Annotated in this window: 27 protein-coding genes; 11 read left to right on the forward strand and 16 right to left on the reverse strand. The window is 64.4% G+C overall.

Annotated features, from left to right (window positions below; genetic code table 11):
- Window positions 1–9 precede the first annotated feature (9 nt).
- Complete coding sequence (gene purB, locus IVA91_RS05105) at window positions 10–1317, reverse strand: adenylosuccinate lyase (RefSeq protein ID WP_247280704.1); 1308 nt, start codon at window positions 1315–1317, stop codon at window positions 10–12.
- Between the two features lie 566 nt (window positions 1318–1883).
- Here purB and IVA91_RS05110 point away from each other — a divergent pair.
- On the forward strand, window positions 1884–2471 hold the full coding sequence (locus IVA91_RS05110) for a TetR family transcriptional regulator (protein ID WP_247280705.1): 588 nt from the start codon (window positions 1884–1886) through the stop codon (window positions 2469–2471).
- Window positions 2472–2504: 33 nt separating this feature from the next.
- Here IVA91_RS05110 and IVA91_RS05115 read toward each other — a convergent pair whose 3' ends face one another.
- The 3 genes from IVA91_RS05115 to IVA91_RS05125 form a co-directional block, all read right to left on the reverse strand.
- Window positions 2505–2810, reverse strand: a complete 306-nt coding sequence (locus IVA91_RS05115; protein WP_247280706.1) for a hypothetical protein — start codon at window positions 2808–2810, stop codon at window positions 2505–2507.
- Between the two features lie 104 nt (window positions 2811–2914).
- Window positions 2915–3568: a response regulator transcription factor gene (locus IVA91_RS05120; RefSeq protein ID WP_247280707.1), complete on the reverse strand. Its 654-nt coding sequence runs from the start codon at window positions 3566–3568 to the stop codon at window positions 2915–2917.
- 7 nt (window positions 3569–3575) lie between these two features.
- Complete coding sequence (locus IVA91_RS05125; RefSeq protein ID WP_247280708.1) at window positions 3576–4946, reverse strand: histidine kinase; 1371 nt, start codon at window positions 4944–4946, stop codon at window positions 3576–3578.
- A 214-nt stretch (window positions 4947–5160) separates the two neighbouring features.
- Here IVA91_RS05125 and IVA91_RS05130 point away from each other — a divergent pair, with 214 nt between their 5' ends.
- The 5 genes from IVA91_RS05130 to IVA91_RS05150 all read left to right on the forward strand — a co-directional run bounded on the left by IVA91_RS05130 (window position 5161) and on the right by IVA91_RS05150 (window position 9499).
- Window positions 5161–5931, forward strand: coding sequence for a MotA/TolQ/ExbB proton channel family protein (locus IVA91_RS05130; protein ID WP_247280709.1), 771 nt, complete (start codon window positions 5161–5163; stop codon window positions 5929–5931).
- Entirely contained in the window at window positions 5928–6599 is a 672-nt protein-coding gene (locus IVA91_RS05135) for a hypothetical protein (protein ID WP_247458402.1), read from the forward strand. Before IVA91_RS05130 ends, IVA91_RS05135 begins: the two co-directional genes overlap by 4 nt.
- Window positions 6592–7197 (forward strand): hypothetical protein, encoded by a 606-nt coding sequence (locus tag IVA91_RS05140; protein WP_247280711.1) that lies wholly within the window; start codon window positions 6592–6594, stop codon window positions 7195–7197. The genes IVA91_RS05135 and IVA91_RS05140 overlap by 8 nt, the downstream gene beginning before the upstream one ends.
- Window positions 7198–7313: 116 nt before the next feature.
- The gene (locus IVA91_RS05145) at window positions 7314–8054 is read left to right on the forward strand and encodes a metallophosphoesterase family protein (protein WP_247280712.1); all 741 of its coding nucleotides are present in this window, start codon (window positions 7314–7316) and stop codon (window positions 8052–8054) included.
- A gap of 5 nt (window positions 8055–8059) precedes the next feature.
- On the forward strand, window positions 8060–9499 hold the full coding sequence (locus tag IVA91_RS05150; RefSeq protein WP_247280713.1) for a bifunctional serine/threonine-protein kinase/universal stress protein: 1440 nt from the start codon (window positions 8060–8062) through the stop codon (window positions 9497–9499).
- Between the two features lie 22 nt (window positions 9500–9521).
- Here the strand turns inward: IVA91_RS05150 and IVA91_RS05155 are convergent, their stop codons facing one another.
- Window positions 9522–9713 (reverse strand): hypothetical protein, encoded by a 192-nt coding sequence (locus tag IVA91_RS05155; protein ID WP_247280714.1) that lies wholly within the window; start codon window positions 9711–9713, stop codon window positions 9522–9524.
- Window positions 9714–9763: 50 nt separating this feature from the next.
- Here IVA91_RS05155 and IVA91_RS05160 point away from each other — a divergent pair, with 50 nt between their 5' ends.
- Complete coding sequence (locus IVA91_RS05160) at window positions 9764–9949, forward strand: hypothetical protein (RefSeq protein WP_247280715.1); 186 nt, start codon at window positions 9764–9766, stop codon at window positions 9947–9949.
- A gap of 262 nt (window positions 9950–10211) precedes the next feature.
- Here IVA91_RS05160 and rpe read toward each other — a convergent pair whose 3' ends face one another.
- Window positions 10212–10913, reverse strand: coding sequence for a ribulose-phosphate 3-epimerase (gene rpe / locus IVA91_RS05165; RefSeq protein ID WP_247280716.1), 702 nt, complete (start codon window positions 10911–10913; stop codon window positions 10212–10214).
- Between the two features lie 252 nt (window positions 10914–11165).
- On the opposite strand from rpe, the gene IVA91_RS05170 reads away from it, so the two are divergent.
- A complete protein-coding gene (locus IVA91_RS05170) occupies window positions 11166–11963 on the forward strand; it encodes an EF-hand domain-containing protein (RefSeq protein WP_247280717.1) in 798 nt (265 codons plus the stop codon).
- 112 nt (window positions 11964–12075) lie between these two features.
- Here the strand turns inward: IVA91_RS05170 and IVA91_RS05175 are convergent, their stop codons facing one another.
- Genes IVA91_RS05175 through IVA91_RS05185 form a run of 3 tightly spaced genes read right to left on the reverse strand, consistent with a single transcriptional unit; the run spans window position 12076 to window position 16231 of the window.
- Window positions 12076–12288, reverse strand: a complete 213-nt coding sequence (locus tag IVA91_RS05175; protein ID WP_247280718.1) for a KTSC domain-containing protein — start codon at window positions 12286–12288, stop codon at window positions 12076–12078.
- Between the two features lie 36 nt (window positions 12289–12324).
- Entirely contained in the window at window positions 12325–13335 is a 1011-nt protein-coding gene (locus tag IVA91_RS05180; protein ID WP_247280719.1) for a P1 family peptidase, read from the reverse strand.
- 58 nt (window positions 13336–13393) lie between these two features.
- A complete protein-coding gene (locus tag IVA91_RS05185; protein ID WP_247280720.1) occupies window positions 13394–16231 on the reverse strand; it encodes a PAS domain S-box protein in 2838 nt (945 codons plus the stop codon).
- 233 nt (window positions 16232–16464) lie between these two features.
- On the opposite strand from IVA91_RS05185, the gene IVA91_RS05190 reads away from it, so the two are divergent.
- Window positions 16465–16851: a response regulator gene (locus tag IVA91_RS05190; protein WP_247280721.1), complete on the forward strand. Its 387-nt coding sequence runs from the start codon at window positions 16465–16467 to the stop codon at window positions 16849–16851.
- A gap of 76 nt (window positions 16852–16927) precedes the next feature.
- Here IVA91_RS05190 and IVA91_RS05195 read toward each other — a convergent pair whose 3' ends face one another.
- The 5 genes from IVA91_RS05195 to IVA91_RS05215 all read right to left on the reverse strand — a co-directional run bounded on the left by IVA91_RS05195 (window position 16928) and on the right by IVA91_RS05215 (window position 22040).
- Window positions 16928–18046, reverse strand: a complete 1119-nt coding sequence (locus tag IVA91_RS05195) for a branched-chain amino acid ABC transporter substrate-binding protein (RefSeq protein WP_247280722.1) — start codon at window positions 18044–18046, stop codon at window positions 16928–16930.
- 173 nt (window positions 18047–18219) lie between these two features.
- Window positions 18220–18963, reverse strand: a complete 744-nt coding sequence (locus IVA91_RS05200; protein ID WP_247280723.1) for an ABC transporter ATP-binding protein — start codon at window positions 18961–18963, stop codon at window positions 18220–18222.
- On the reverse strand, window positions 18960–19793 hold the full coding sequence (locus IVA91_RS05205) for an ATP-binding cassette domain-containing protein (RefSeq protein WP_247280724.1): 834 nt from the start codon (window positions 19791–19793) through the stop codon (window positions 18960–18962). Before IVA91_RS05205 ends, IVA91_RS05200 begins: the two co-directional genes overlap by 4 nt.
- On the reverse strand, window positions 19790–21091 hold the full coding sequence (gene livM / locus IVA91_RS05210) for a high-affinity branched-chain amino acid ABC transporter permease LivM (protein WP_247280767.1): 1302 nt from the start codon (window positions 21089–21091) through the stop codon (window positions 19790–19792). The genes IVA91_RS05205 and livM overlap by 4 nt, the downstream gene beginning before the upstream one ends.
- Window positions 21092–21122: 31 nt before the next feature.
- A complete protein-coding gene (locus tag IVA91_RS05215; RefSeq protein ID WP_247280725.1) occupies window positions 21123–22040 on the reverse strand; it encodes a branched-chain amino acid ABC transporter permease LivH in 918 nt (305 codons plus the stop codon).
- A 276-nt stretch (window positions 22041–22316) separates the two neighbouring features.
- Between IVA91_RS05215 and IVA91_RS05220 the strand changes: the two genes are divergently transcribed.
- Together IVA91_RS05220 and IVA91_RS05225 are read left to right on the forward strand one after the other, a co-directional pair.
- A complete protein-coding gene (locus IVA91_RS05220; protein WP_164934786.1) occupies window positions 22317–22478 on the forward strand; it encodes a hypothetical protein in 162 nt (53 codons plus the stop codon).
- A 183-nt stretch (window positions 22479–22661) separates the two neighbouring features.
- A complete protein-coding gene (locus IVA91_RS05225) occupies window positions 22662–23186 on the forward strand; it encodes a hypothetical protein (RefSeq protein ID WP_247280726.1) in 525 nt (174 codons plus the stop codon).
- On the opposite strand, the gene IVA91_RS05230 is transcribed toward IVA91_RS05225, so the two are convergent.
- Together IVA91_RS05230 and pcaD are read right to left on the reverse strand one after the other, a co-directional pair.
- Window positions 23148–23540: a carboxymuconolactone decarboxylase family protein gene (locus IVA91_RS05230; RefSeq protein ID WP_247280727.1), complete on the reverse strand. Its 393-nt coding sequence runs from the start codon at window positions 23538–23540 to the stop codon at window positions 23148–23150. The two genes, IVA91_RS05225 and IVA91_RS05230, sit on opposite strands and share 39 nt — an antisense overlap.
- A 106-nt stretch (window positions 23541–23646) precedes the next feature.
- Window positions 23647–24429, reverse strand: a complete 783-nt coding sequence (pcaD, locus tag IVA91_RS05235) for a 3-oxoadipate enol-lactonase (RefSeq protein WP_247280728.1) — start codon at window positions 24427–24429, stop codon at window positions 23647–23649.
- Window positions 24430–24456 lie beyond the last annotated feature (27 nt).

Here is a 24456-nt window from a genome sequence, read left to right on the forward strand (position 1 = left end):
GAAGAAAATTCAGCTCTGCCCGAACACGCGCTTGAAGATCGTGTCGACGTGCTTGAGGTGATAGCCGAGGTCGAACTGCTCCTCGATCTCGGCGTCGGTAAGATACTTCTTCACCTCAGTGTCCTTCTTCAGCAGCTGAAGGAAGTCGCCTTCACCGCGCCATACCGGCATCGCGTTGCGCTGCACGAGCTTGTAGGAATCCTCGCGGCTGGCGCCCTTCTGCGTCAAGGCCAGCAGCACGCGCTGGGAGTGCACGAGGCCGCCGAGGCGGTCGAGATTCTTCTGCATGTTGGCGGGGTACACCAAGAGCTTGTCGATCAGGCCGGCGAGGCGCACCAGCGCGAAGTCGAGGGTCACCGTCGCGTCCGGGCCCATCATGCGCTCGGCGGAAGAGTGCGAGATGTCGCGCTCGTGCCAGAGCACGACGTTCTCCAGTGCCGGCGTCACATAGGCTCGCACCATGCGCGACAGGCCAGTGAGGTTTTCCGACAGCACCGGATTGCGCTTGTGGGGCATCGCGGACGAGCCCTTCTGCCCCTCCGAGAAGAACTCTTCGGCCTCCAGCACCTCGGTACGCTGCATGTGGCGGATCTCCACGGCGATGCGCTCGATGGAAGAGGCGATCACGCCGAGGGTCGAGAAATACATCGCGTGGCGATCGCGCGGGATCACCTGGGTCGAGATCGGCTCCGGCACGAGGCCCATGGCCTTGGCCACATGCTCTTCGACGCGGGGATCGATTTGCGCAAATGTGCCGACGGCGCCGGAGATGGCGCAGGTCGCGACCTCCTTTCGCGCCGAGACCAGACGTTCCTTCGCGCGCGTAAATTCGGCATAGGCATAAGCGAGCTTGAGGCCGAAGGTGACGGGCTCGGCGTGGATGCCATGGCTGCGGCCGATGGTCGGCGTCATCTTATGCTCGAAGGCGCGCTTCTTCAGGGCGGCCAGCACCTTGTCGATGTCGGCGAGCAGCAGGTCGGCGGCGCGAGTGAGCTGGACGTTGAGGCAGGTGTCGAGCACGTCGGAGGAGGTCATGCCCTGGTGCACGAAGCGCGCCTCGGGACCGACGATCTCGGCAAGGTGGGTGAGAAAGGCGATGACGTCGTGCTTGGTCTCGCGCTCGATCTCGTCGATGCGGCCGACGTCGAAAATAGCATCCTTGGCCTTGGCCCAGACCGTCTTGGCAGCTTCCTTCGGGATGGTGCCGAGCTCGGCGAGCGCGTCCGCCGCATGCGCCTCGATCTCAAACCAGATCTTGAACCGGGTTTGCGGCTCCCAGATCGAGGCCATTTCCGGGCGGGTATAGCGGGGGATCATCTGACGGCTCCAAGAGGTGGGCGGGACGCCCCTGGGGATGCTGGGGGCGTGGGCACCGGCCAAAATGCTTTTTACGCCGCGATTTAGCAGAGCGGGGAGGGCGAAACAAACGATCCGGGCCCGCGGCCGGGGGTGCGGGGTAACTATCCACCGGTGGGCGGAGCCAGCCACGCGCTGGACCAAAGATCAGCTATCAATCACGGATCATTGACTGACAGATATTGAAATCTGTCAGCGAGATGTGTATATCCGTCTCCGGACGCTCCGATTGGGCGTCCCGCGACAAGCCCCGGGGAGCCCGACATCCGAAGCAAGCTCGGATCGGAGGGCCGATTGAAGAACGGGGAAAGCGGACGAATGGAGACTTAAGACATGACGACCGAAATCCTCAATTTCACCGGCATGATTGGGCATTGGCTCAATTTGCTGGTGGCGCGCCAGATCGCGGCGCAGGCTGCAAAACTGCCTCATTAAGGCATAGGCTTTCCGAAACGACCGGCGAGGGCGCTTCGGAAACAGCCCTACTGCCGGGTAACTGAGCCCTGAACGGGAACAATGGTGCTGGCATGAATGAAGCTGTTGTCTTGACGCCGGAGCGGATCCTCGAAGTCACCGAGGACGTGCTCAGGCGCTTCGGACTTGCCAAGGCCACCGTGGTCGACGTTGCCCGTGCGCTCGATGTGAGCCACGGCAGCGTCTACCGCCATTTCCCGAGCAAGGCCTCGCTGCGCGAAGCCGTTGCCAAACGCTGGCTCGACCGCATCGACGCGCCGTTGCGCGCGATTGCCGAGGAGCAGGGCCCCGCGCCTGATAGGCTCGGCCGCTGGCTGCGCACGCTGTTCGCCGCCAAGCGTTCGCGCGTCCTCGACGACCCCGAGATGTTCCAGACTTATCTGACGCTGGCGCGCGAGGCCTGCGCAGCCGTCAAATGTCACAAGGACACCATGATCGACCAGATCGCGGCGATCCTGGCCGACGGCATCAAGCAGGGCGTATTCGAGGTGGACGACGTCAAGACGACCGCGCGCGCCATTTTCGATGCCACCGTCCGCTTCCACCATCCGGCCCATGCCGACGAGTGGAAGGACGCCGATCTTTCCGCGCGGGTCGATGCAACGCTGGCGCTACTGCTGCGCGGATTGAAGGCGGGTTAGGCCACGCCACCTGCCCAATTGGCGCGAGGGCCATCAACCTCTCGCCTTGTGAAGAAAGCTACCATTGCGGGCCGGGGGCGCCGAAGCCGAGCGTTTCCGCGCATGGAAGTTCGGCTCGGACGATGGCACCACCGGGGGACTTTCAGGGTATGCATTGACCGCGATTTCGACAGCATCCTTTGACCGCTTGCGCAGGCGGTAGAAGGTTAGCTCCTGATCGAGCATGGGGCAGCGGAAGTGGACGACGGCGGTGTCCGGCAGACGGCAGAGTTCGTCGATGAGCTCGCCTACTGTGATGATCGGGGGATGGTCGACTGCGTTGTGATGACCCTTACTCATGACCGTTTACTCCTTCTGCCGTACTAACCGGAGCCGGATGGGCTCCGTTCCAATTTCGTTCGGCAGATTGGCGAGCTTCAAGACGGAGTGCGGCAGCTTTGCTGCTAGATCCTCGTCAGCCCGCACGTTGCTGCGAGCCGCACGAGCTGTGCATCCGTGCGTGCGCCGGTCTTTGATTTGATCAAATAATGGTAGTTCTGGACTGTTTTCACACTGAGATTGAGATGCGTTGCAATCTGCTCGGTGGTAGCGCCGCCGGCGAATTGGCGCAGGATCTCGATCTCCCGCTCGCCCAGCTGATCCAGCGCTGAACCCGTCGGCGATAGGCTGTCCTCGGCGAGAATATGCGCGATGTCGTCGCTCATGGCGCGCTCGCCGCGCGCCACGCTGCGGATCGCATTCACGATGGCGGACGGCTCGCTGCTCTTGGTGACGAAGCCAGAGGCGCCGGCGCCGAAGGCGGCTTTCACCAGCACGGCTTCGTTGTGCATCGTGAAGATGAGAATGCGCGCCCGCGGGCTGCGCGCGCGGATGTTGCGGATCGCTTCCAGCCCGCTCGCGCCGGGCATCGAGATATCCAGCACGACCACGTCGGGGTCATGCGCCTTGAAGGCGCCATAGGCGTCCGCAGCATTGTCGGCTTCCGCGACGACACGAAGATCGCCCTGGCTTTCCAGCACACGCCGGTAGCCCTGCCGCACGATCGGGTGGTCGTCGACCAATAGCACGGAGATGCCTGTTGCCGCGATATCATTCACGTCGGCCTCATGCGGCGAGCGGGATGGTGGCGGCCACGCTGAGGCCGCGGTTCGCAGGCAGGATCGACAGCGATCCACCGGCGGCTGAAAGGCGTTCGCGGATGCCGGTGAGGCCGAATCCGGCCGATTGCGCGACGCGCTTGGCATCGCCGCCGCCGTCGTCTTCGACCCGGATCAGGAGCGCGTCGTGCTCGCCCGCGCGCCGCTCAACGCGTAGCGAGATCTCGCGCGCGGAGCTGTGGCGCAGGGCGTTGGTCAGGCATTCCTGCGCCACGCGATAGGCGGTGATGGCCGCCGGGCCGCTGATATCGGTAAGATCGCCCCTGAGGTCGAGCTGGATTGTCGGTCGCGCCGCGCTCTGCGAACGCCAGCTATCTACCAAATTCACGAGACTTGCCTCGAGCCCGAGCTCCTCGGGCAGGGGATTGCGCAGCCGCTTCAGCGCATCGCGCAGCGAGGCCATCAGATGATGGGTGGCCTGTGAGATCATCCGCGCATCCTGCGCGATGCCTTTATCCCTGTCATGCTTCGCGCTCGCCGTCTCGATGGTGTTGGCGAAGGCGAGGATGGCGGAGAGATTTTGTCCGAATTCGTCGTGCAGCTCCCGGGCGAGCGCGCGGCGTTCGTCGTCGCGGATCTCGATCAGCCGCCGGGTCAGCGCCGCGCGCTGCTCGGTCGCTTCCTCCAGCCGGCCGCCGAGCGCATCGACGGCGCTGCCGATCATCGCAAGCTCCATCGAACGGAAGCGCGGCAGCTTCGTGCGATACTGGCCGCGCGCCATACGCTGCAACGCGGTGACGATGGTGCGTGCCGGCGCCAGCGCGTGCGCGATGGCGAGCGAAGCCAGCAGCGCGATTGCCGCCGCCATCAAGAGCGCGACGTCGATCACGTTGAGGATGTACTCCCAGGCGAGCGAGATCGCGGCGGCGGCGTCCGGGGTTGCAACCACCGTGCCGGCGGCCGCTGCGCGCGGACTGACGGGCCGCACCACCTCGGCATGGCTGCCGAGGAAGGTCGGCACGATCGATGCGAACCAGTGCGGCGGCGTCTTGCCGATGCCTTGGCTCTGGCCGCAGAGCGGCTTCTCGAACGCCGCGGCCGGCTGGAACTCGACGCAGACGCCGGGCGAGATCAGCTTCATTGTCTCCAGCGAACGCCAGTCCGGAACCGGCAACAGATGTTCGCGTGCTCTGCTGCTGCGCAACAAGAGCTCGCGCCAATATAGCGCCTGAAGCGCCTGCGCGACCCTTTGTGCGGAAGCCGCGGTCGCTCGGTCGACGCTGCGATAGGCGTCGAACGTCGCCCATACCGTCGCTGCTCCCAGGCACAGCGCCACGATGAGCAGCAGACGGGCGACGAGCTGAAGCACGAGGCGCATGCGATCACCCCCAACCTTTGGTAAGCTCAGCCTAACAACGCCGCCGCGCCTTGCCAATTGCGGGGAACGGCAGGATGGCAGCTCGGGCAAATTTCCCAAGCCGGATTGGGCATGGCTCTTTGGACCTGGCGCGGCGGCTTTGATCTAATCGGCCAAAGAATCCTTCTAGGCCAATCTTTCTCGGCCAATCGTCGCAAGCCAGGAGCAGTGCAGCATGAGTTCGATGACGATTGGGCCGATCGCGGGCCACGCTGCCGACCCGACCGAGCGCAGCGCGCTGCTGTTCTGGATGATCTTCACCGGGCTCTCGATCTTCGCCGTCGTGCTGTTGTGGCGCTTCGGCCTGATCCACCTGATGCTGACCTCGGACCGCACCTACATTTCGAGCGTGATCGCGCTGCTTTACGTCGTTACCTGCGGCCACTGCTTCCTGCGGACGCGGGCGATCGCGCGGGAGGGAGCAGCGGCACGGCGCTGCCGGGCGGTGCTGTCGGCCGCCGGCGGCAGCAAGGCGCTCGACGCTAGCGCAACAGCGCTTCCGCGCGGCCTGGTGCGCGACCACATCGAGAGCCTCGTGACCAAGGCCGCTGCGCAAGGCTACCGGCCGGTCGACCAGACGCTGCTGCTGCGGACGCTCGCCGACCGGCTGCGCGGCTCCAACGGTTTTGGCGCCTTCGTCTCGGACACGCTGATGAAGCTCGGCCTGCTCGGCACCATCATCGGCTTCATCATCATGCTGGCGCCGATCGCGGGCCTGGATGCCGCCGACAAGGCCGCGATGCGGTCCTCGATGGGGCTGATGAGCGACGGCATGGCAGTGGCGATGTACACGACGCTGGCCGGCCTCGTCGGCTCGATCCTGGTCCGCATCCAGTACTACATGCTGGATGCCGCCACCCAGCGGGTGTTCTCGGACGCGGTGGTGCTGACCGAGACCTATGTGACGCCGGTCCTGGAGCGCAAGGGTGCTGGAACGCCGTCATGATGGATGATTTCGGTCTCTATCCGCGCGAGGAGCCGTTCGATCCGCTCGGCGTGATGCTGTTCAAGGCGCTCCAGGTGATCGCCTTCCTGTTCTTTCTGGCGCTGCTCGCGGTCTCCCCGGACGCCAAGGAGGGCAAGATCGACTCCAAGGCCGAGTTCATGATCACGCTGGACTGGCCGGACAACCACCCCGATGATCTCGACCTGTTCGTGCAGGACCCCGCCGGCAACATCGCCTGGTATCGCCACCGCGAGGCCGGCTTTCTCACGCTTGATCGCGACGACCGCGGCGGGGCCAACGACTTCATCATCGTCGCCGGCAAGAAGATCGCCTCGCCCATCCGCGAGGAGATTGTCACGGTGCGGGGCATCGTCGCCGGCGAATACACCGTCAACGTCTCGCATTTCGTGGCGACGACCGGCGAGCCCGTGACGGCCCACGTGAAGGTGCAGAAGCTCAATCCGACTGCGCAGGTGGTCTTCGACAACAAGTTCACGCTCGATCACACCGGCGACGAGAAGACCGCGGTCCGGTTCCGGCTCGATGCCGAAGGCAAGGTCGTCAATGTCGACCAGCGGCCGAAATCGCTATTGGAGACGTTCCGCAGCAGCTGGCGCAACGGCGCCGATGTCGATCCGAAGACCCGGGTGAGGGTGCGCCGTGAGTAATCTGCAAACGGTCATCCTCACTTTGTCGGTCGCCTATGCGGTGATCGGTGCGCTGCTGCTGGTCGTGCTGGTCTATGCGCGGCTGCACTGGGTCCTGAAGGCGACGGCCGTCGTCATCACCAGCGCCTTCTATGTCGTCAGCTTTACCGAAATGCGCGGACTGCTCGGCTGGGCCAGCTCCGACCGGATGCCGACCGCCTTCAAGCTGCTCCAGGCCCGCATCGTCGAGCCGCATTCGTTGGAGGGCGATCCCGGCTCGATCTATCTCTGGGTCGAGGCGCTCGATGAGGACAATCGGCCGAGCGGCATTCCGCGCGCCTTCCGGGTGCCCTATGACGACAGGCTGGCCGACAAGACCCATGCGGCGCAGAACGAGATCGCGGCTGGGCATCCGCAGGGCGGGCGCGCCGCCGATTTCGGCGGCGGTGACGGCAGCCTGATCGACATGGTGCGGGAATATGTGACGCCGAAGACGATCTTGGAGACCAGCGGCGGCGATTCTTCGACCGGCGAGTTCAACGCCCCGCCGGCCGGCGCGCAGGGCGTCGTGTTCACGCCGCTGCCGCCGCCGCGGATGCCGCCAAAGGACGAGCAATAGCCCTTCACCATCGCGGCAGCGGCCCGCTGGAAAACCGGCACGCGCCGGCGCATGTTCTTGACGTCCCTCAATTTGGCCTTATCGGCTTCAGATAAGATTTTGAGGGTGGAGGGTGCGTGCTCCTAGCTGTCTTCTCGGATATCCACGGCAACCGGCAGGCGTTCGAGGCGTGCCTGAAGATGGCCCGCGCGAAAGGCGCGGAGCGCTTCATCCTGCTCGGTGATTTCGTCGGCTATGGCGCCGATCCGGAATGGGTCGTGGACACTGCGATGGAGCTCGTTGCCCGCGGCGCCATCGCCGTGCGCGGCAATCACGACCAGGCGGTCAATTCCTCGGCTGAGACCATGAACGCCGAGGCGCAGGTTGCGATCGAATGGACTCGCGGCCGGCTCGACAGGGCGCAGCGTCGGTTTTTGGCCGAATTGCCGATGCTGATGGAGGACGACGGTCGCCTGTTCGTGCATTCGGAAGCCTCCAGCCCGCAGCGCTGGCACTATGTCCGGTCGACGGCGGATGCGGCCAAGAGCCTGATCGCGACACCCGCGCATATCACCTTCTGCGGCCACATCCACAGACCTGCGCTCTATTCGATGTCGGTGACGGCGAAGATGACGAGCTTCGTGCCGAAGACCGATGTCTCCGTGCAGCTCCTGCGTGGGCGGCAATGGCTTGCCGTGCTCGGCTCGGTCGGCCAGCCCCGCGACGGCGATCCGTCCGCGTCCTTCGTGCTGTTCGACACGGTCTCGTGCCAGATCACCTATTGCCGCGCGCCCTATGACGTCGCGACCGCGGCCGGCAGGATCCGCGACAACGGCCTGCCGCATTGGCTGGCCGACCGGCTGTCGCAGGGGCGCTGACGGTGATGCCGAAATCCCTGGTCAAAGCAGGTGCGGAAATCGACGGTTTCACCATCGGTGAATGCGTTCATGCTGGCGGCATGGCGACGTTGTGGACCGTCACCCATCCCGGCATCGACATGCCTTTGCTGATGAAGATCCCGCGGGTGTCGGAGGGTGAGGATCCCGCGGCGATCGTCTCGTTCGAGATGGAGATGATGATCCTGCCGCGGGTTGCAGGCCCGCACGTGCCGGCCTGCTTCGGCACCGGGGATTTCGCGCATCAGGCCTATGTCGTGATCGAGCGTATCCCCGGGGCGACGCTCTACAAGCGACTGCCGGACTTGCCGCTGCCTTATGACGAGGCGCGGCAGCTCGTGGCGAAGATCGCGACCGCGCTCGCCGACCTGCATCGGCAGAACGTGATTCATCACGACATCAAGCCGAGCAGCATCATGTTCCGCGGCAGTGGCGAGGCCGTGCTGATCGACTACGGCTTGTCGCACCACAACCATCTGCCTGACCTGTTGCAGGAAGAATTTCGTCTGCCTTACGGGACCGCGCCCTACATGGCGCCGGAGCGGCTGTTAGGCGTGCGCGACGATCCGCGCAGTGACCTCTTCTCGCTCGGCGTGCTGCTCTATTTCTTCACCACGGGCGAGCGTCCCTTCGGCGAGGGTGAAACGTTGCGCGCGATGCGGCGCCGGCTGTGGCGCGATCCCTATCCGCCGCGCGCATTGCGCGCCGGCTATCCGCCCTGGCTGCAGGAGGTGGTGCTGCGCTGCCTCGAGATCGAGCCGGTGTGGCGTTATCCGACGGCGTCCCAGCTCGCCTTCGATCTCACCCATCCGGACCAGGTCAAGCTCACCGCGCGCGCGGAACGGCTGAAGCGTGATTCCCTCGGCGTGGCGTGGCGGCGCCGCTTCAATCAGGGCGTCATGCAGCCACGAGCGAAATCGGATGTCGCGGCGCAGATCGCGTCGAGCCCAATTCTTGCGATCGCGCTCGACACTGTGGAGGGCGCACCGGAGCTGAACGAGGCACTGCGCGTGACGACCGAGCGCATTCTCGCCACGCTGCCCTCGGCGCGGCTGGCCTGCCTCAACGTGCTCAAGCTCAATCGCATCGCGATCGACCGGACGCTCGACGAGCAGGGCTCCAACAAGCATATCGACCGCCTGGTGGCGCTCCGGCATTGGGCGGCGCCGCTCAAGCTGGACGAGAGCCGGTTGTCGGTCCATGTGCTGGAGGCCGTCGATCCCGCCGCTGCCATCCTGGAGTTCGCCGAGGTCAACCATGTCGACCATGTCATCATCGGCGCGCGGCAAGGCTCGTTCAGGCGCACCTTGCTCGGCAGCGTCTCGGCCAAGGTGGCCTCGGAGGCGAGCTGCACCGTCACCATTGTGCGGCCGCCGCGGATGGCGGGGGATGTGGCTGAAGCGGATGACGGCGAGGCGGCCGGATAGGGCTGCGCCTACAAACGGCGGATCAGGCCGCGTGGGCCGTGTGAGCCGCGTGCTTACGGCGGATGGGCCAGGAGAATTGCGGGTCAGCCTCGCCGTGATCCGCGCTGCCGCCGAAATACTGGATGATCTCGCGGCAGGGCTCGCAATTGAACAGGTTACGCGACGCGGATGCCTTGGTCATTTCCTTCAGGCAGTTCGGGCAATGCGGTCTCATGGGGCGGTCCGGAAAAGGAAATCTCAGTGTCGGCGCTGCGAGGCAAACGAATGGTCGACGTCCGCATTGCTGGGCCCGGCATCGTCGTTCCGCGTGCGATCGGCGCGTTCGAGGCGGCCGAAGAAGTAGTCGAGATTCGGATGCGGTCGCCGTGGAATACGGCACCTGCGCTTCGGCTGACGTTTCACGAGTGCGAGCTGCATGGCATCACCCCCGGCGACGCTGAAGGTGAATGATGCGGGCAGAGGATGCGGCCTTCACCGGTCGCGCCATGTAGAGGCTGCGAGCTGCAATCGCAGCATTCAATCCAAACCACAACGCTACGCCAGTCCAAACCAGGGTCGTCGTCATGATGTGCTCCCGTCAAAAGCAGGCAGGAGTCACTTGCGGTGATTTGCGCGAATCAGGGAAGTCCGGATGAGTACGGATCAAGATTCCGTTTAGGCATTGCGCGCCGCAACACTTGGGAGCTGCAGGTTTGCGGACTCCCGATCCAGCTCAAATCGCTTCGCCGCGTGCGCCTGCGGCTGCGTTGCGGATGGCAGCGATGTTGGTCTTGTAGGCCTCCTGCGTGCCGCCCCTGAACACGGAGGTGCCGGCGACGAAGGCGTTGGCGCCGGCGGCCGCAAGCGGGCCGGCAACGTCAGGACCGACACCGCCATCGACCTCGATGTCGATCGGGCGTCCCGCAATCATCGCGCGGATGTCGCGGATCTTGCCGATCGCGGAGGGGATGAAGGCCTGGCCGCCGAAGCCGGGATTGACCGACATCACCAGCACGAGATCGACCAGGTCGAGGACGTATTCGAGCGCGCTGATCGGCGTGCCCGGGTTGAGCGACACGCCCGCCTTCTTGCCGAGGCCGCGAATGGCCTGGAGCGAACGGTGCAGATGGGGACCTGCCTCCGCATGCACCGTGATGTGGTCGCAGCCGGCTTTCGCGAAAGCCTCAAGATAGGGGTCGCAGGGCGAGATCATCAGGTGCGCGTCGAAGATCTTCTTCGTATGCGGGCGCATCGCCTTGATGACCTCGGGACCGTAGGAGATGTTGGGAACGAAGTGTCCATCCATCACATCGAGATGGATCCAGTCGGCGCCTGCCGCGTCCACCGCGCGCACCTCCTCGCCGAGCCTTGAGAAGTCCGAGGCGAGGATCGAGGGCGCGATGGCCAGGGGACGGGGGGCGAAAGCTTGGGTCATGGCGCGTTTTCCGGGTGGCGGCCGAAGAAGAATGGCCTCGCCTAACATGGGCCTCTGCGGCGGGCAATGCAGGGGGAGGCTGCTTCCTGTGGGCGGAAATTTCTGCCGCGACCGGCACGAATTGCCGGTGTTCCCGGGCTGTGCAAGGCGCAGCGAAGGCGGATTTTGTTGAGCTTTTGACGCTGGCACGACGCTTGCTGACGTCGTTCGGAACATTGGCCGCGGCATGCCGCATCGGGTTGGAGTTGTGCAATGTTGTTTGCCCTTGGCGCGGTATCGAGTGCGCTCGACGCGATCCAGTCGTTGACGAACTCGAAGTCGTCATCGGCAACGCAGAAGGCCGGATCGACGCATAAGACCGGATCTCCGCAAGGCGCGACCAACCCGTTCGCGATCGACAGCAGCAGCATGACGTCCTCGTTGGTCGGCTCAGGCAGTCCGCCACAGATCGCGCCGGCGACCATGACGGCGCTGCTCGCCGCGCAGAGTCAGTCGACCGATGGTGCGAGCGGCGCGACCAGTTCGACCTCATCGGCGCCCTCGACCTCGAAGGGCCGGCAGGCGGCGCTGAAAGATCTGTTCTCGCAGATCGATGCGGACGGCGACGGCAAGATCACGAAGGCCGAGTTCGAGGACGCGCTCAGTGCCGGCGGCACCAATCTCGCACAGGCCGATGACGTGTTCTCGAAGATGGATGCGAATTCGGATGACAGCATCAACCTCGGCGAAATGACGAAGGCGCTGACGAGCGGCCATGGCCGCCATCAGGCGCAAAGCGCCGGCGGATCGGGCGATGCGGCAGGCGGCGGATCGGAATCCTCGAAGGCAAGCAGAGGATCGACCTCGACGACGACGACCAATGCCGATGGCTCGACCATCACCACCGTCACCTATGCGGACGGCTTCAAGATGTCGACGACGGTCCCTGGCGCGTCCCGCTCGTCAACCGCGAATAGTGGCGGCAATTCGCCGTATGACTGGTTCGGGCAGATGATGCAGCGCCAGGCGCAGGCCGCGTCCACCGCTTCTTCGACGTCAATGAGCGTGTGAGCGGGATCCAGGCTACAGCATGATCTGGGAAAGCGTGCAGCGGTTGTCCGAATAGATCATGCTCAACCAATAACCCAAAGCGCAATGACGTTCATCCTGATCTCATCGCGCTTTAGCCTACGTAGTCGTGGGTAGTGTCACGATAGGCATACCGATCGCGGATTTCGCGGTTGAAGAACGATCCCTTTGAGCGGGCCTGACTGAACGCGGCCGCGACCTCGGCCGGAACGTCCTCGTAGACATACAGGCGACCGCTGACGAAAGTCACCTTCAGCTCACGCGTATCGGGCGCATAGCGAAAGAAGCGGATCACTGACGACGGCATGACGGTGCACCTTGGCTCCGTCGGAATAACGCCATGTCAGGCGTTTCGTTGCTCTCCGAAGCGATCGTTCCACGCCGGCTGCGCCCCGGCGAACGGCAGGGCCGTCGCGCCGTAAACGCCGCGGGCGATGGCACGCGCGACCACGTTGGCTGCGACCGTGCCGAGTTCGGTGAGGCCGACCAGCGGCTCGATCGGCTTCACGCAGGTCGCGGCGGCGAACAGCACGTCGCCGTCGGTCGGCGCATGCACCGGATAGATCGCGCGGGCAAAGCCGGTATGCGCGATCATCGCCAGCCGCTTGGCCTGGGGCTTGGTCAGCACCGCGTCGGTGACGACGACGCCGATCGTGGTGTTTTCGCGCGCGCTCGCGGCAGGACCGCCCTTGATGCGCATGCGGAGCATGTCGTCGGTGAACTTGTCCGGCAGGCCGCGTCCGCCGAATTCGCCGTCCACCTCGAACGGCGCCGCCCAGAACCACGGTCCGTTGCCGACGGTGACGCTGCCCACCGCGTTGACGGCGACGATCGCCGCGACCTTGACACCGTCGGGCGTCAGCGCCGAGGCCGAGCCCAGCCCGCCCTTGAACGTTGCGGTGGTGGCACCGAGGCCGGCGCCGACGCTGCCGAGCGCGAAGTCCGTGCCAGCGGCGGCTGCCGCGGCGTAGCCGAGCTCGCGATAGGGCGAGAAGCGTCCCCAGGCCTTGTCGCCGCCGTTGAGGAGATCGAACAGGATCGCGCCCGGCACGATCGGGATCAGCGCTTCGCGAACCCGGTGGCCGCGGCCCTGCTCGGCGAGCCAGGCCTGCACGCCGCCGCCGGTATCGAGGCCAAAGGCGGAACCGCCCGACAGCGCGATGGCGTCGATGCGCTCGACGGTGTTGGCAAGATCGAGCAATGCGTCCTCGCGTGTGCCGGGTCCGCCGCCGCGAACGTCGATCGCGGCGATCGCGGGAGAATCGAAGATGACCGCGGTCGCGCCAGAGGCGACTTTTGCGTCTTCGGCATGGCCGACGCGGACGCCGGCAACGTCGGTGAGGAGATTCTTCAAACTGGCCTCGCGAGCTGAGAGGAGTTCGCCTCTGCGATAGCGCAGAGACGTCGCAGGCTCAACTGGCGAGGGCCGCCCTGAGCATCTTGGCGAGCTCGGATTTGCGGTAGGGCTTGGCCAGCAGCAGCACGCCGGAATCGAGCCGGCCGTGATGGACGATGGCGTTCTCGGTGTAGCCCGAGGTGAATAGCGTCTTCAGGTCGGGGCGGCGCTTCTGCGCTTCGTCGGCAAGCTGGCGGCCGTTCATGTTGCCTGGCATGATGATGTCGGTGAAAAGCAGGTCGATGGTCTTGTCGTTGTCGATAATGGTGAGGGCCTCGGCGCCGTTGGCGGCCTCGAGCGCGGTATAGCCGAGGCTCCTGACCTGCGTCACAACATATTGCCGCACCAGGGCGTCGTCCTCGACGATCAGGATCTTCTCATTGCCGCCGGCGATCGGCGCATTCTGGAGCGCCTCGAACGCGGTCTCCTGCACCCCGGTCGAGCGCGGCAGGTAGATCTTCACGCTCGTGCCGTGGCCTTGCTCGCTGTAGATTTTGATGTGGCCGCCCGACTGCTTGACGAAGCCGAACACCATGCTCAAGCCCAGGCCGGTGCCCTTGCCAACCTCCTTGGTGGTGAAGAAGGGATCGAATACCCGGTCGATCAGGTCCGGCGGAATTCCGGTGCCGGTGTCGCTGACGGCGATCATCACGTAATTGCCGGCGACCACGTCGGGATTCATACTGGCATAGCCGTCGTCGAGGAAGATGTTGCGCGTCTCCAGCACCAAGGTGCCGCCGTCGGGCATGGCATCGCGCGCGTTCAATGCGAGATTCAGGATCGCGGTGGAGAGCTGGCCCGGATCGACCAGCGCGGGCCAGGCGTCCTCGGTGAGCTGCGGCAAGATCGTGATCTGCTCGCCCAGGGTCGGATGCAGCAGCTTGGCAGCTTCGAGCACCAGTGCATTAACGTCGATCTCGCGCGGCTGGAGCGGCTGCTTGCGTGCGAAGGCGAGCAGGTGCTTGGTCAGTTGCGCGCCGCGTTCAGCCGCATCGTCGATCAACTTGGTGATGGCGGCAAGCTCCGGCCTGTCGGCGACGGCGTCGCTGAGAATGCCGATCGTGCCCGTGATGACGGTCAGCACGTTGTTGAAGTCGTGAGCGACGCCGCCGGTCAACTGGCCGATCGAATCCATCTTCTGGACCTGCCGGAGCTGGGCCTCGGCCGCCTGCTTGTCGGTGAGATCGCGGCCGATGAAGAAATGGCGTTTCACCGGCTCCGACCAGGTGCCCATCCAGTTCAGCGTGACCTCGTGACCGTCGTAATGGTAGTAGCGCGCCTCGAAGCTGCGCTTGACCGCGCCACGCCGGGCTGCGCGCATCTCGCTCCGCGTCTTCTCCAGATCGTCAGGATGGATGAACTCGGTCGCGCTGTGCCCGACCATGTCCTCGGGGCTGTAGCCGAGAATGTTCTTCACGCTCGGGCTGACCTGGACGAAATTGCCATAGCCGTCGGTGACCAGGATCAGGTCCTGCGATGTCTCGAAGATGCGCTGGCGTTCTTCAGTCTCGCGGCGAAGCTTCTCTCTCGCCTGCTTCTCTTCGGTAATGTCGTGGGCGATCTTGGAGGCGCCGATGATCTCGCCCTGATCTGTGCGCAGGGGAGAGATATTCAGGACGACGTCGAGTGGGCGTCCGTCTTTTCGGATGCGGACCGTCTCGTGCTGGGCGATCGACTCGTTGCTGGCGACCCGGTTGAGGATGCTCCTGACTTCGCCCTTGCGGTCCGGCGGCACGATGATGTCGATTGGCTGGCCGACGGCTTCCGCAGCGGAATAGCCGAACAGATGCTCGGCGGCCTTGTTCCAGCCGGTGATGATGCCGTCGAGCGTTTTCGTGATGATGGCGTCGTTGGAGGACTCGATCACCGCGCCATATAGCGCGAGGCGCTTGCCGTAATAGTCGCGTTCCGAAGCCGATTGCTGGCGCAACCTGCCGACGAGGCCCATCGTGTGCGCCTGAAGACGGACATTCTCGATGAGGAGCACCGCGAGCACGAAGGTCGCTGCGGCGAGGCCGTAGAGCCGGCCGGCATAGAAGCCGAGGTCGAAGCGCGCGACGTTGACGATCGCCGACAGCGCGATGTCGAACAGCCAGGCGCACATGACGACCATGAGCCAGACGTCGATGACCGTATGCGGTCTGCGGAACCAGAGCGAGACAAGCGCGGCAAAACTCAGCGACCACACGAAGGACACGACGCCGATCATGGTCGGCGTGTAGTGGCCGTCGCGCAGCAGGACCGGCAACAGATCGTGTTGCGCGGTGACGATCCAGGTGCAGACGGCCATCGCGACGATGATTCCGAGCACGCAGGCATAGATCGCACTGCTCGTCGCACCCCGGAGCCGGGAGCCTCCGTCCTTTTCCTTCAGCCAGGCATAGCCCAGCACGCATAGCGGGAAGACGCCGTGCCAGATCATGTAGAGCCAGACCGTGGTTTGCCGGCCCGCGCCGAAGAGCCCGGTTGGTGTGAACAGGCCGGGGAAGGTGAGGGCATGGACCAGTGCCGCTGCGGCGGTGAAGAGATAACCGGTCGCGAGCCATAGCAATGCACGAGTCCGCAAGACTGCGAATTGCGAGAGCAGCAGCACTGCCGTGACGATGTCGCTGATGGCGAGCGCCGATTGGTAACTCGCGACGAAGGCGGGGACCGGCAGTAGCGGGATACCCGCGAAGGGTACAGCCGCTGCGAACAGGATCGAGGACACGCCGACAATCGTCAATGCCGCAGCGCGGTCGGTCGAGGTGGCCGGCAGGGTCGAAAGAAATGTGCTTCGGTCGATCGTTGCAGGCACGTCCACCTCTCGCAGGTCGATTTTGAGCTGGTCGGTCTTCAGCAGGGTCTTGAGCATCTCCGCTAGTCTCATTCGACTGCGAGCCCGTTCATGGTAGCGGGTTCTGGCGCTCATCGTGAACGGAACCGGCTTACGACTCAACCGACGATTACAGCTTACTTAATTCTGGTGAGAACGCGGAGCAGGGATCGGTAAGATGGGCTTTACTGGACGGTGTCATAATGCCCCTCCGCCGCGGCGGGTTCCAGGTTTAAATCAGGCGATCTGATTTCGATATCGAGAGTTGTCCCATGCCCCGCGTTCTCGTCATCGACGACCAAAAGGACGTCCGCGCGATGGTCGCGATCGTGCTTCGGGTCAATGGTTTCGAGGTCGTGGAGGCCAAAAGCGGTGCGGCGGGGCTGAAAGCCTTCGCGGAAAGCCCCTTTGACGGGGCGATCGTCGACATCTTCCTCGGTGATACCAACGGCCTGGATGTCATCGCGGCCCTGCGCGAGCGCGCGCCTGCGCTCCCCGTCATTGCGGTGTCCGGAATGACGACGCTCGATTTCATGGACCAATCGCCCCACCTCGCCAATGTGGTCTGCCTGCAAAAGCCGTTTCGACCGAATGATCTCCTGCAAGCTCTGCGAAAGGCCGAGGCGGCGCCGAGCGGCGAGCTGCCGGCCGCGGTCTGACCTCACGCAAGAAGAACGCCCCGGGGCGAGCCGGGGCGTGGTGATGATTGGTCGGTCTGAGGCCACTCTAGCGGGGTTAGGTGCCGTTGCCCCTGATCTCGACGTAACCGCCCTTGGCATCCCATTTGTAGACGACGTAGTCGATCTGCTTGATGTCGCCCTTGGCGTCATACTCGATCGGGCCGATCACGGTGTCCCACTTGCCGGCCTTGATCGTCTCCATGACCTTCTTGGCGTCGGTGGTGCCGGCCTTCTTGGCCGCCTGCGACCAGACCTGCATCGCCGCGTAGGTGTAGAGCGTATAGCCCTCGGGATCGATGCCCTTGGCCTTGAACGCCTCGACGATCTTCTTCGCCGTCGGCTTATTGCGCGGATCGGGGCCGAAGGTGAACAGCGTGCCTTCGCCGGCCGGACCGGTGATGGAGGCGTACTCCTTGTCGGCGAGCGCGTCGCCGGCCATTAGCACGGTCTTGAGGCCCTGATCGCGCATCTGACGCAGGATCAGGCCGCTCTCCTGATGATAGCCGCCGACATAGACGAGATCGATGTTGTCACGCTTCAGGCGCGAGACGATGGCGTTGAAGTCTTTGTCACCCTTGTTGTAGGACTCGTACATCTTCTCGGTGATGCCGGCCTTGTTGAGCGCCTTCTTGGTCTCGTCGGCAAGACCCTTGCCGTAGGTGGTCTTGTCGTTGAGGATCGCGATGTTCTTGCCCTTGTAATTCTTGGCGATGTATTGCGCCGCGATCAGGCCTTGCTGGTCGTCGCGGCCGCAGACGCGCGCCACGTTCCAGAGCTTGCGCTCGGTGAACAGCGGGTTGGTCGAGGCCGGCGTGATCTGGAGCACGTTGCCGTCGGCATAGGCCTCCGAAGCGGGAATCGACGAGGACGAGCAATAATGCCCGGCCACGAACGGGATTTTCGCGCCGGCGATCTTCTCGGCGATCGAGCGCGCCTGCTTCGGATCGCAAGCGTCGTCCTCGACGGACAGGGCCAGCTTCTTGCCGTTGAGACCGCCGGCGGCGTTGATGTCGGCCACGGCCATCTCGGCGCCATTCTTCATCTGGCGGCCGAAGGCGGACTCGCCGCCGGTCATCGGGCCTGCGACTGCGACGGTGACATCCTGCGCGAATGCCGCGCTCGAGAGCGCGAGCGATGCGCCGAATGCCAGGCCGATGAGCTTCAGTGATTTCATGAGATACCTCGCGGGTGGTCGCCTGTGGAAGTTGCCGGGCTTGCCCGGTTCAAACCGGCGCCATTCTCGAATGAATTTGAGGAGAAGTCACCGGCAAAATACGGGCATCGGCGGAGATATCTCGCCACATTCGGCCCGCACGTGGGTCGGCCCTTGTCCGGCTTCGGCGGGCGTCAGCCGCGCCGGCCGCCTTCGAGGTAGGCGGCGCGAATCTCGGGGCGCTGCAACAACTCGGCGCCGGTCCCGGCCAAGGTGATCAGGCCATTGACCATGACATAGCCGCGATGGGCGAGCTTGAGCGCATGGTTGGCGTTCTGCTCGACGATCAGAACGGTCAGACCATCCTGCCGGTTCAGGGTGCGGATCGCATCGAAAATCTGACGGGCGATCAACGGAGCCAACCCGAGCGAGGGCTCGTCGAGCAGGAGCAGGCGGGGGCGGCTCATCAGCGCGCGGCCAATTGCCAGCATCTGCTGCTCGCCACCGGACAGGGTTCCACCGCGCTGGGCATAGCGTTCCTTTAGCCGCGGAAACAGCGTGAACACGCGCTGGAGCGTCACCTCGCGCTCCACATCCGTGCATTCGGTGGCATCCGCTCCCATCTGAAGGTTTTCCGCAACGCTCATGCGCGGGAAGATGCGGCGGCCTTCCGGCGATTGCGCGATGCGCAAATGCGCGATCTCGTGGGTGGGAACGTCGGTGATATCGCGGCCTTCGTACAGGATCTGGCCGGCACGGGCGCGCGGCTTGCCGAAGATCGTCATCATCAGCGTCGACTTGCCGGCGCCGTTGGCGCCGATCAGGGCAACGATCTCGCCGGCATTGATCTCGACATCGACGCCCTTCAGCGCCTCGATCTTGCCGTAGGCGGCGCGAAGGCTGCGGATCGCGAGCAGGGGATTGGGCGCAGACGTCACGTCCCGCCCTCCATCACGGCCACCGCCTCGTCCTCGTCGGCGCCGAGATAGGCGGCGATCACCTTGGGATCGTCGCGGACGTCGCGCGGAGAGCCTTCCGCAATCTTGACGCCATGGTCCATCACCACGATGTGGTCGGAGATTTCCATCACCACCGACATGTCGTGCTCGATCAGCAGGATCGAGGTGCCGAGCTCGTTGCGGATCGAGAGCAGGAGCTCGCTCAAGGCCGCGCTCTCGCGTGCATTGAGGCCAGCGGCGGGCTCGTCCAGGCACAATAGCGCGGGCTCGGTGCACATCGCGCGGGCGATCTCGAGCCGGCGCTGGTCGCCATAGGCGAAATTGCCGGCAGCGTCGTCGGCGCGCTCGAGCAGGTTGACCCGTTGGAGCCACTCGGTGGCGAGATCAATCGCGCGCTTTTCGGCGTCGCGGTAGGCGGGCACGCCGAGGAGACCGAGGAGGGTGAAGCCGGAGGCGCGCATCAGCGCGTTGTGCTGCGCCACCATCAGGTTCTCCAGCGCGGTCATGCCGGGAAACAGGCGGATGTTCTGAAAGGTGCGCGCCACCTTGGCCTGCTTGGCGATGCGGAAATCGTTCAGGCTCTCCAGTGCGATCAGCTTGCCGTCGTCATGCTTCAGGCGGATGCTGCCGCCGCTCGGCTTGTAGAAGCCGGTGATGCAGTTGAAGACGGTGGTCTTGCCGGCGCCGTTCGGGCCGATCAATGCGGTAATCTTCTTCCGCTCCGCCGAGAGCGACAGGTCCTGCACGGCGACGATGCCGCCGAAGCGCATCGTGAGCCGGTCGACGCTGAGAATCTGGTCGCGGCTCATCCGTGCCCTTCCTTGACGAGATCGGAGGAGATCGCATGCGCCTTGGTCAGATACACGGTGGGGGCGCGATGGCCGATCAGGCCGCGCGGCCGCCAGATCATGATGAGCACCATCGCCATGCCGAACACCAGCATGCGGTAAGTCTCAAGGCTGCGGAACAGCTCGAAGCCGCCGATCATGGCGAGCGCCGCGAGCGCAACGCCGAGCTGCGACCCCATGCCACCGAGCACGACGATGGCGAGCACCAGCGCCGATTCCTGGAAGGTGAAGGATTCCGGGCTGATGAAGCCCTGGCGCGTGGCGAAGAACGCGCCGGCGAAGCCGCCGAACATGGCGCCCGTCGCAAATGCCGTGAGCTTGGTGGTCGTGGTGTTGATGCCGAGCGCGCGGCAGGCGACCTCGTCCTCGCGCAAGGCTTCCCAGGCCCGCCCGATCGGCAGGCGGCGCAGGCGAATCGTGACCCAGTTGGTGAGAAGCGCCAGCGCCAGGATCAGATAGAACAGGAAGACGATGCGGTGGGTCGGCGAATATTCGATGCCGAGCTTGGCAGCTAGCCCGTCGTCGCTGTTGTCGAGCGGGATGCCGAAGAAGGAGGGCCGGGGAATGCCCGAGACGCCGTTGGGACCGCCGGTGAGCTCCTGCCAATTGATGATGACGAGGCGGATGATCTCGCCGAAGGCGAGTGTCACGATCGCGAGATAGTCGCCGCGCAGGCGCAGGACGGGGAAGCCGAGCAGCACGCCCCAGAATGCGGCGAGGATGCCGGCGAGCGGCAGGCAGATCCAGAACGACCAGCCGAAATTGGTGGCGAGCAGCCCGTAGGAATAGGCGCCGACGGCATAGAAGGCGACGTAGCCGAGATCGAGCAGGCCGGCGAGGCCGACCACGACGTTCAACCCCCAGCCCAGCATGACATAGGTGAGCACGAGGATCGCGAGGTCGAGGATGTAGCGCTGGTTATAGAAGATCACGGGCACCAGCAGCGTGAAGATCAGGAGCGCCGGCGCGAGGTAGCGGCCGATGAAGGATATGCCGCTCTGCACCGCCGGAGGTACCAGCTTCTCGGCACCGCTCGAGCCGATCCATTGCCGCAATAGCTCCATCACGATCGAGCCGCCGAACACCACGGCGACGAGGGAGGCGACCTCGCCGAATCGCGTCCAATAGGTGAGCTGGCCGGAGGATCCTGCCTCGGTGCGCACGCCGACCATCAGCGAGAACAGCACCAGCGCGATTAGCGCGCTAAGGAAGGATTTCTTCAAAATGTAGGAGATGCCTGCTGGGCGATGGTCGGACATGGTCGAGGGAGTTGTCACGCGGGCCGGTCCGTCAGACTTTTTCGACTTCGGGACGGCCGAGCAGGCCGGTCGGCATGAAGATCAGCACGACAATCAGAATCGAGAACGCGGCGACGTCCTTGTACTCCACCGAGAAATAGGCCGACCAGAACGTCTCGATCAGGCCGATCGCAAGTCCGCCGAGCATGGCGCCGGGCAGCGAGCCGATGCCGCCGAGCACGGCGGCGGTGAAGGCCTTGATGCCGGCGACGAAGCCCATGAAGAAATCCACCAGGCCATAATAGAGCAGGTACATCAGGCCTGCGACCGCGGCGAGCGCGGCGCCGATCACGAAGGTCATGGAGATGGTGCGGTCGACGTCGACGCCGAGCAGCGCCGCCATGGTCTGGTCCTGTTCGCAGGCGCGCATGTCGCGTCCGAGCCGGGTGCGTGACACCAGCCAGGTGAAGATCGCCAACAGCACGATGGTGGTGATGACCACCATGATCTGGATGTTGGAAAGCTGGATGACGAAGCCGTCCGGGCTCTCATGCAGCGTGTAGCCGCCGGTGATGAAAGGCGGGATCGGCTTGACGCGCGCGCCTTGCGCCACCTGCGAGTAGTTGGTCAGCACGAAGGACATACCAATCGCCGACAGCATCGGGGCGAGGCGGAAGGAATGACGCAGCGGCCGGTAGGCGATGCGCTCGATGGTCCAGCCGTAGAGCGCGGTGATCGCCATCGAGACCAGCAGAACCACGAGCAGGATCACCGGGATTGCGGTGAGGCCGAGCGAGATCAGAATCAGGAAGGTAATCAGCGCAATGAAGCCGCCGATCATGAAGACGTCGCCATGGGCGAAGTTGATCATGCCGACGATGCCGTAGACCATCGTGTATCCGATCGCGATCAGGCCGTAAATCGAGCCCAGGACGAGACCGTTGATGAGCTGCTGGGCGAAATAATCCATGGGCTGCCGTTACCAAACCTGACGCGGCTCAAAGGGAGCTCTTCGAGAGAGAGGTCGCAAGTTCTCCTCGGGCCCCGGCAGCCCTTGAGCATTCTTCCAGTTTTGTAACAGGAGGGAACTGGACGCTGCAACTGGCCAGATGTCGACATCCAGGCTTGTACAGAGGTCATTTTCGCCTTCGGTTCCCTCGAACCGCGAGGAATCGGGTTCCTGAGCAACCAAAATGGAGCGTGGCCGTTGTCTCGCCTCTGACGTCCAACAAGGGAGTTCCCCCGAATGACGAAGCAGCAGAACCAGAATCCGGGTCAGCAGAGTCAGAACCCCGGCCAGCGCACGCCTCAGCAACAGCAGGGCGGCGGCCAGAAACCCGGACAGCAGCAGCAGGATCCGATGCGCCAGGGCGACCGGCCCGGTCAGCAACAGGGTCAGGACAAGTAGTTTGGGAGCCCAGACGTGAAGAGGGGCCCTGCCGTAAGGCGGGGCCTTTTTTGTGGGCGCCCGGTCCGCCGGGCGGTTAAGGTAAACAAAGGGTTTAAATTGCCGCCACAGTCTGATGCGAGTTAGCTCCGGCAAAGCCATTGCCTTCCGTTGAGGGCTTTCGGCAAGCAAGCGGGAAGCGGCATGTTCAGGAATTGGCGGATCGGCTCGGTCAACGGCGCGCTGCTGGCGGCCTACTTCATCCCGGCCTGGACGCTGGTGGCCTTCAACATCATGGTCGCACCGGTGCACGGCCTCTACGAGCGGCCGAGCGTCGCGGTCGCCCTGTTCCTCAGCGACCATCTCGACATGGCGGGGATGAGCACGGTGCGGGCCGCCTGGCTGCTGGCCCTGGGACGGCTGACCGTCGTGGCGTTCTTTCTGATCTATCTCGCGCTGCTCTGCATCCGCCGCACGCGGAAGAATGGCGGCAGTGACGAGGCGCTCGGCATTGCCCTGGCGATCGGCAGTCTGATCTCGTTTGCCAGCATGGTGATGGCCTCGAAGGTCGGCGAGATGGCCGCGCTCCGGCTGCACGCGACCGAGCTTCTGCTTCTGCTCGGCGCGGCCATCGTCGTGGTGATCGAGAAGCCGGCGGCAGCGCCGAAGACCGTCGAGATCGCCGCTCCCCTAGGTCTTGAGCAGGCCGAGCTCCTGCACAATCGCTGAGGCTTCCTTCACGGCGTGGTTCGCCGCCGGAACGCCGCAATAGATCGCCTGCTGCAGCAGGATCTCCTTGATGTCGTCGGGCGTGAAGCCGCCTTCGGCGAGCGCCGCGCGCACGTGCAGGCGGAATTCGTCCCATTGCCCGAGCGCGACCATGGTGCCGATCACCAGCACCCGTCGCGTGCGCTCGTCGAAATGCGGCCGCGTCCAGATCTCGCCCCAGGCGTAGCCGGTGATCAGGTCCTGGAAGTCGGTGTTGAAGGCGTTGCGGTTCGCGATCGACTTGTCGACCCAGGCATTGCCCAGTACTTTTCGGCGTACATTCATGCCGGCATCGCGGCGGTTTTGGTCGTCCATATCTATCCTCCTCTCTGTCATTGCGAGCGAAGCGAAGCAATCCAGAATCTTTCCGCAGACGGCAGTCTGGATTGCTTCGCTGCGCTCGCAATGACGCGTGGTGAGATCAGCGCTGCGTCAAAAATCCTACCACCGCATCTGTAAACGCGTGCGGCTGCTCGACGTTAGAAATGTGGGCGGCATCGATGATGGTCATGCTGGCGCCGGGAATGTTCGAGCGGATCAGCTCGCCCGCCGAGATCGGCGTCGCCATGTCATGGCGGCCGGCGATCACCAGCGTCGGGCTCTTGATCTTGGGAAGCAGCGCGCGCTGGTCCAGCGTCGACAGCGCCTCGCAGCAGGCGAGATAGCCCTCGACGGGCGAGGCAAGCAGCATCGACTTCATCTTCGCGGTGATCTCGGGCTCGCGCTCGCGGAAATCCTGGGTCAGCCAGCCCGCAAGCACGGCATCGGCGACCGCCGCGATGCCGCCCTTCTTCACAGCGTCGATGCGTTCCAGCCATTTGGTCGGTTCGGCATAATAGCAGGAGGTGTTGGCGAGGATGATCTTACCGAAGCGTTCCGGCGCGTTCGCGCCCAGCCATTGTCCGACCATGCCGCCCATCGACAGGCCGCACCAATGCACCTTCTCGATGTTGAGATCGTCGAGGATCGCGAGCACGTCGCGGCCGAAGCGCTCCATCGTGTAGGGACCGGGCGGAACGTTGGACTTGCCGTGGCCGCGGCGGTCGTAGCGGATGACGCGGAACACCTGCGTCAGCGCCTTCATCTGCGGCTCCCACATTTGCAGCGTGCAGCCCAGCGAATTGGAGAGCATCAAGGTCGGTCCGCCGTCGCGGCCCTCGACCGAGACGTTGAGCAGGCAACCGTCGGCATCGATCATGGGCATGCGGCGTCTCCGTCGGATTCGCGGTTC

Source organism: Bradyrhizobium sp. 153 (assembly GCF_023073835.1).
Taxonomy (GTDB): domain Bacteria; phylum Pseudomonadota; class Alphaproteobacteria; order Rhizobiales; family Xanthobacteraceae; genus Bradyrhizobium.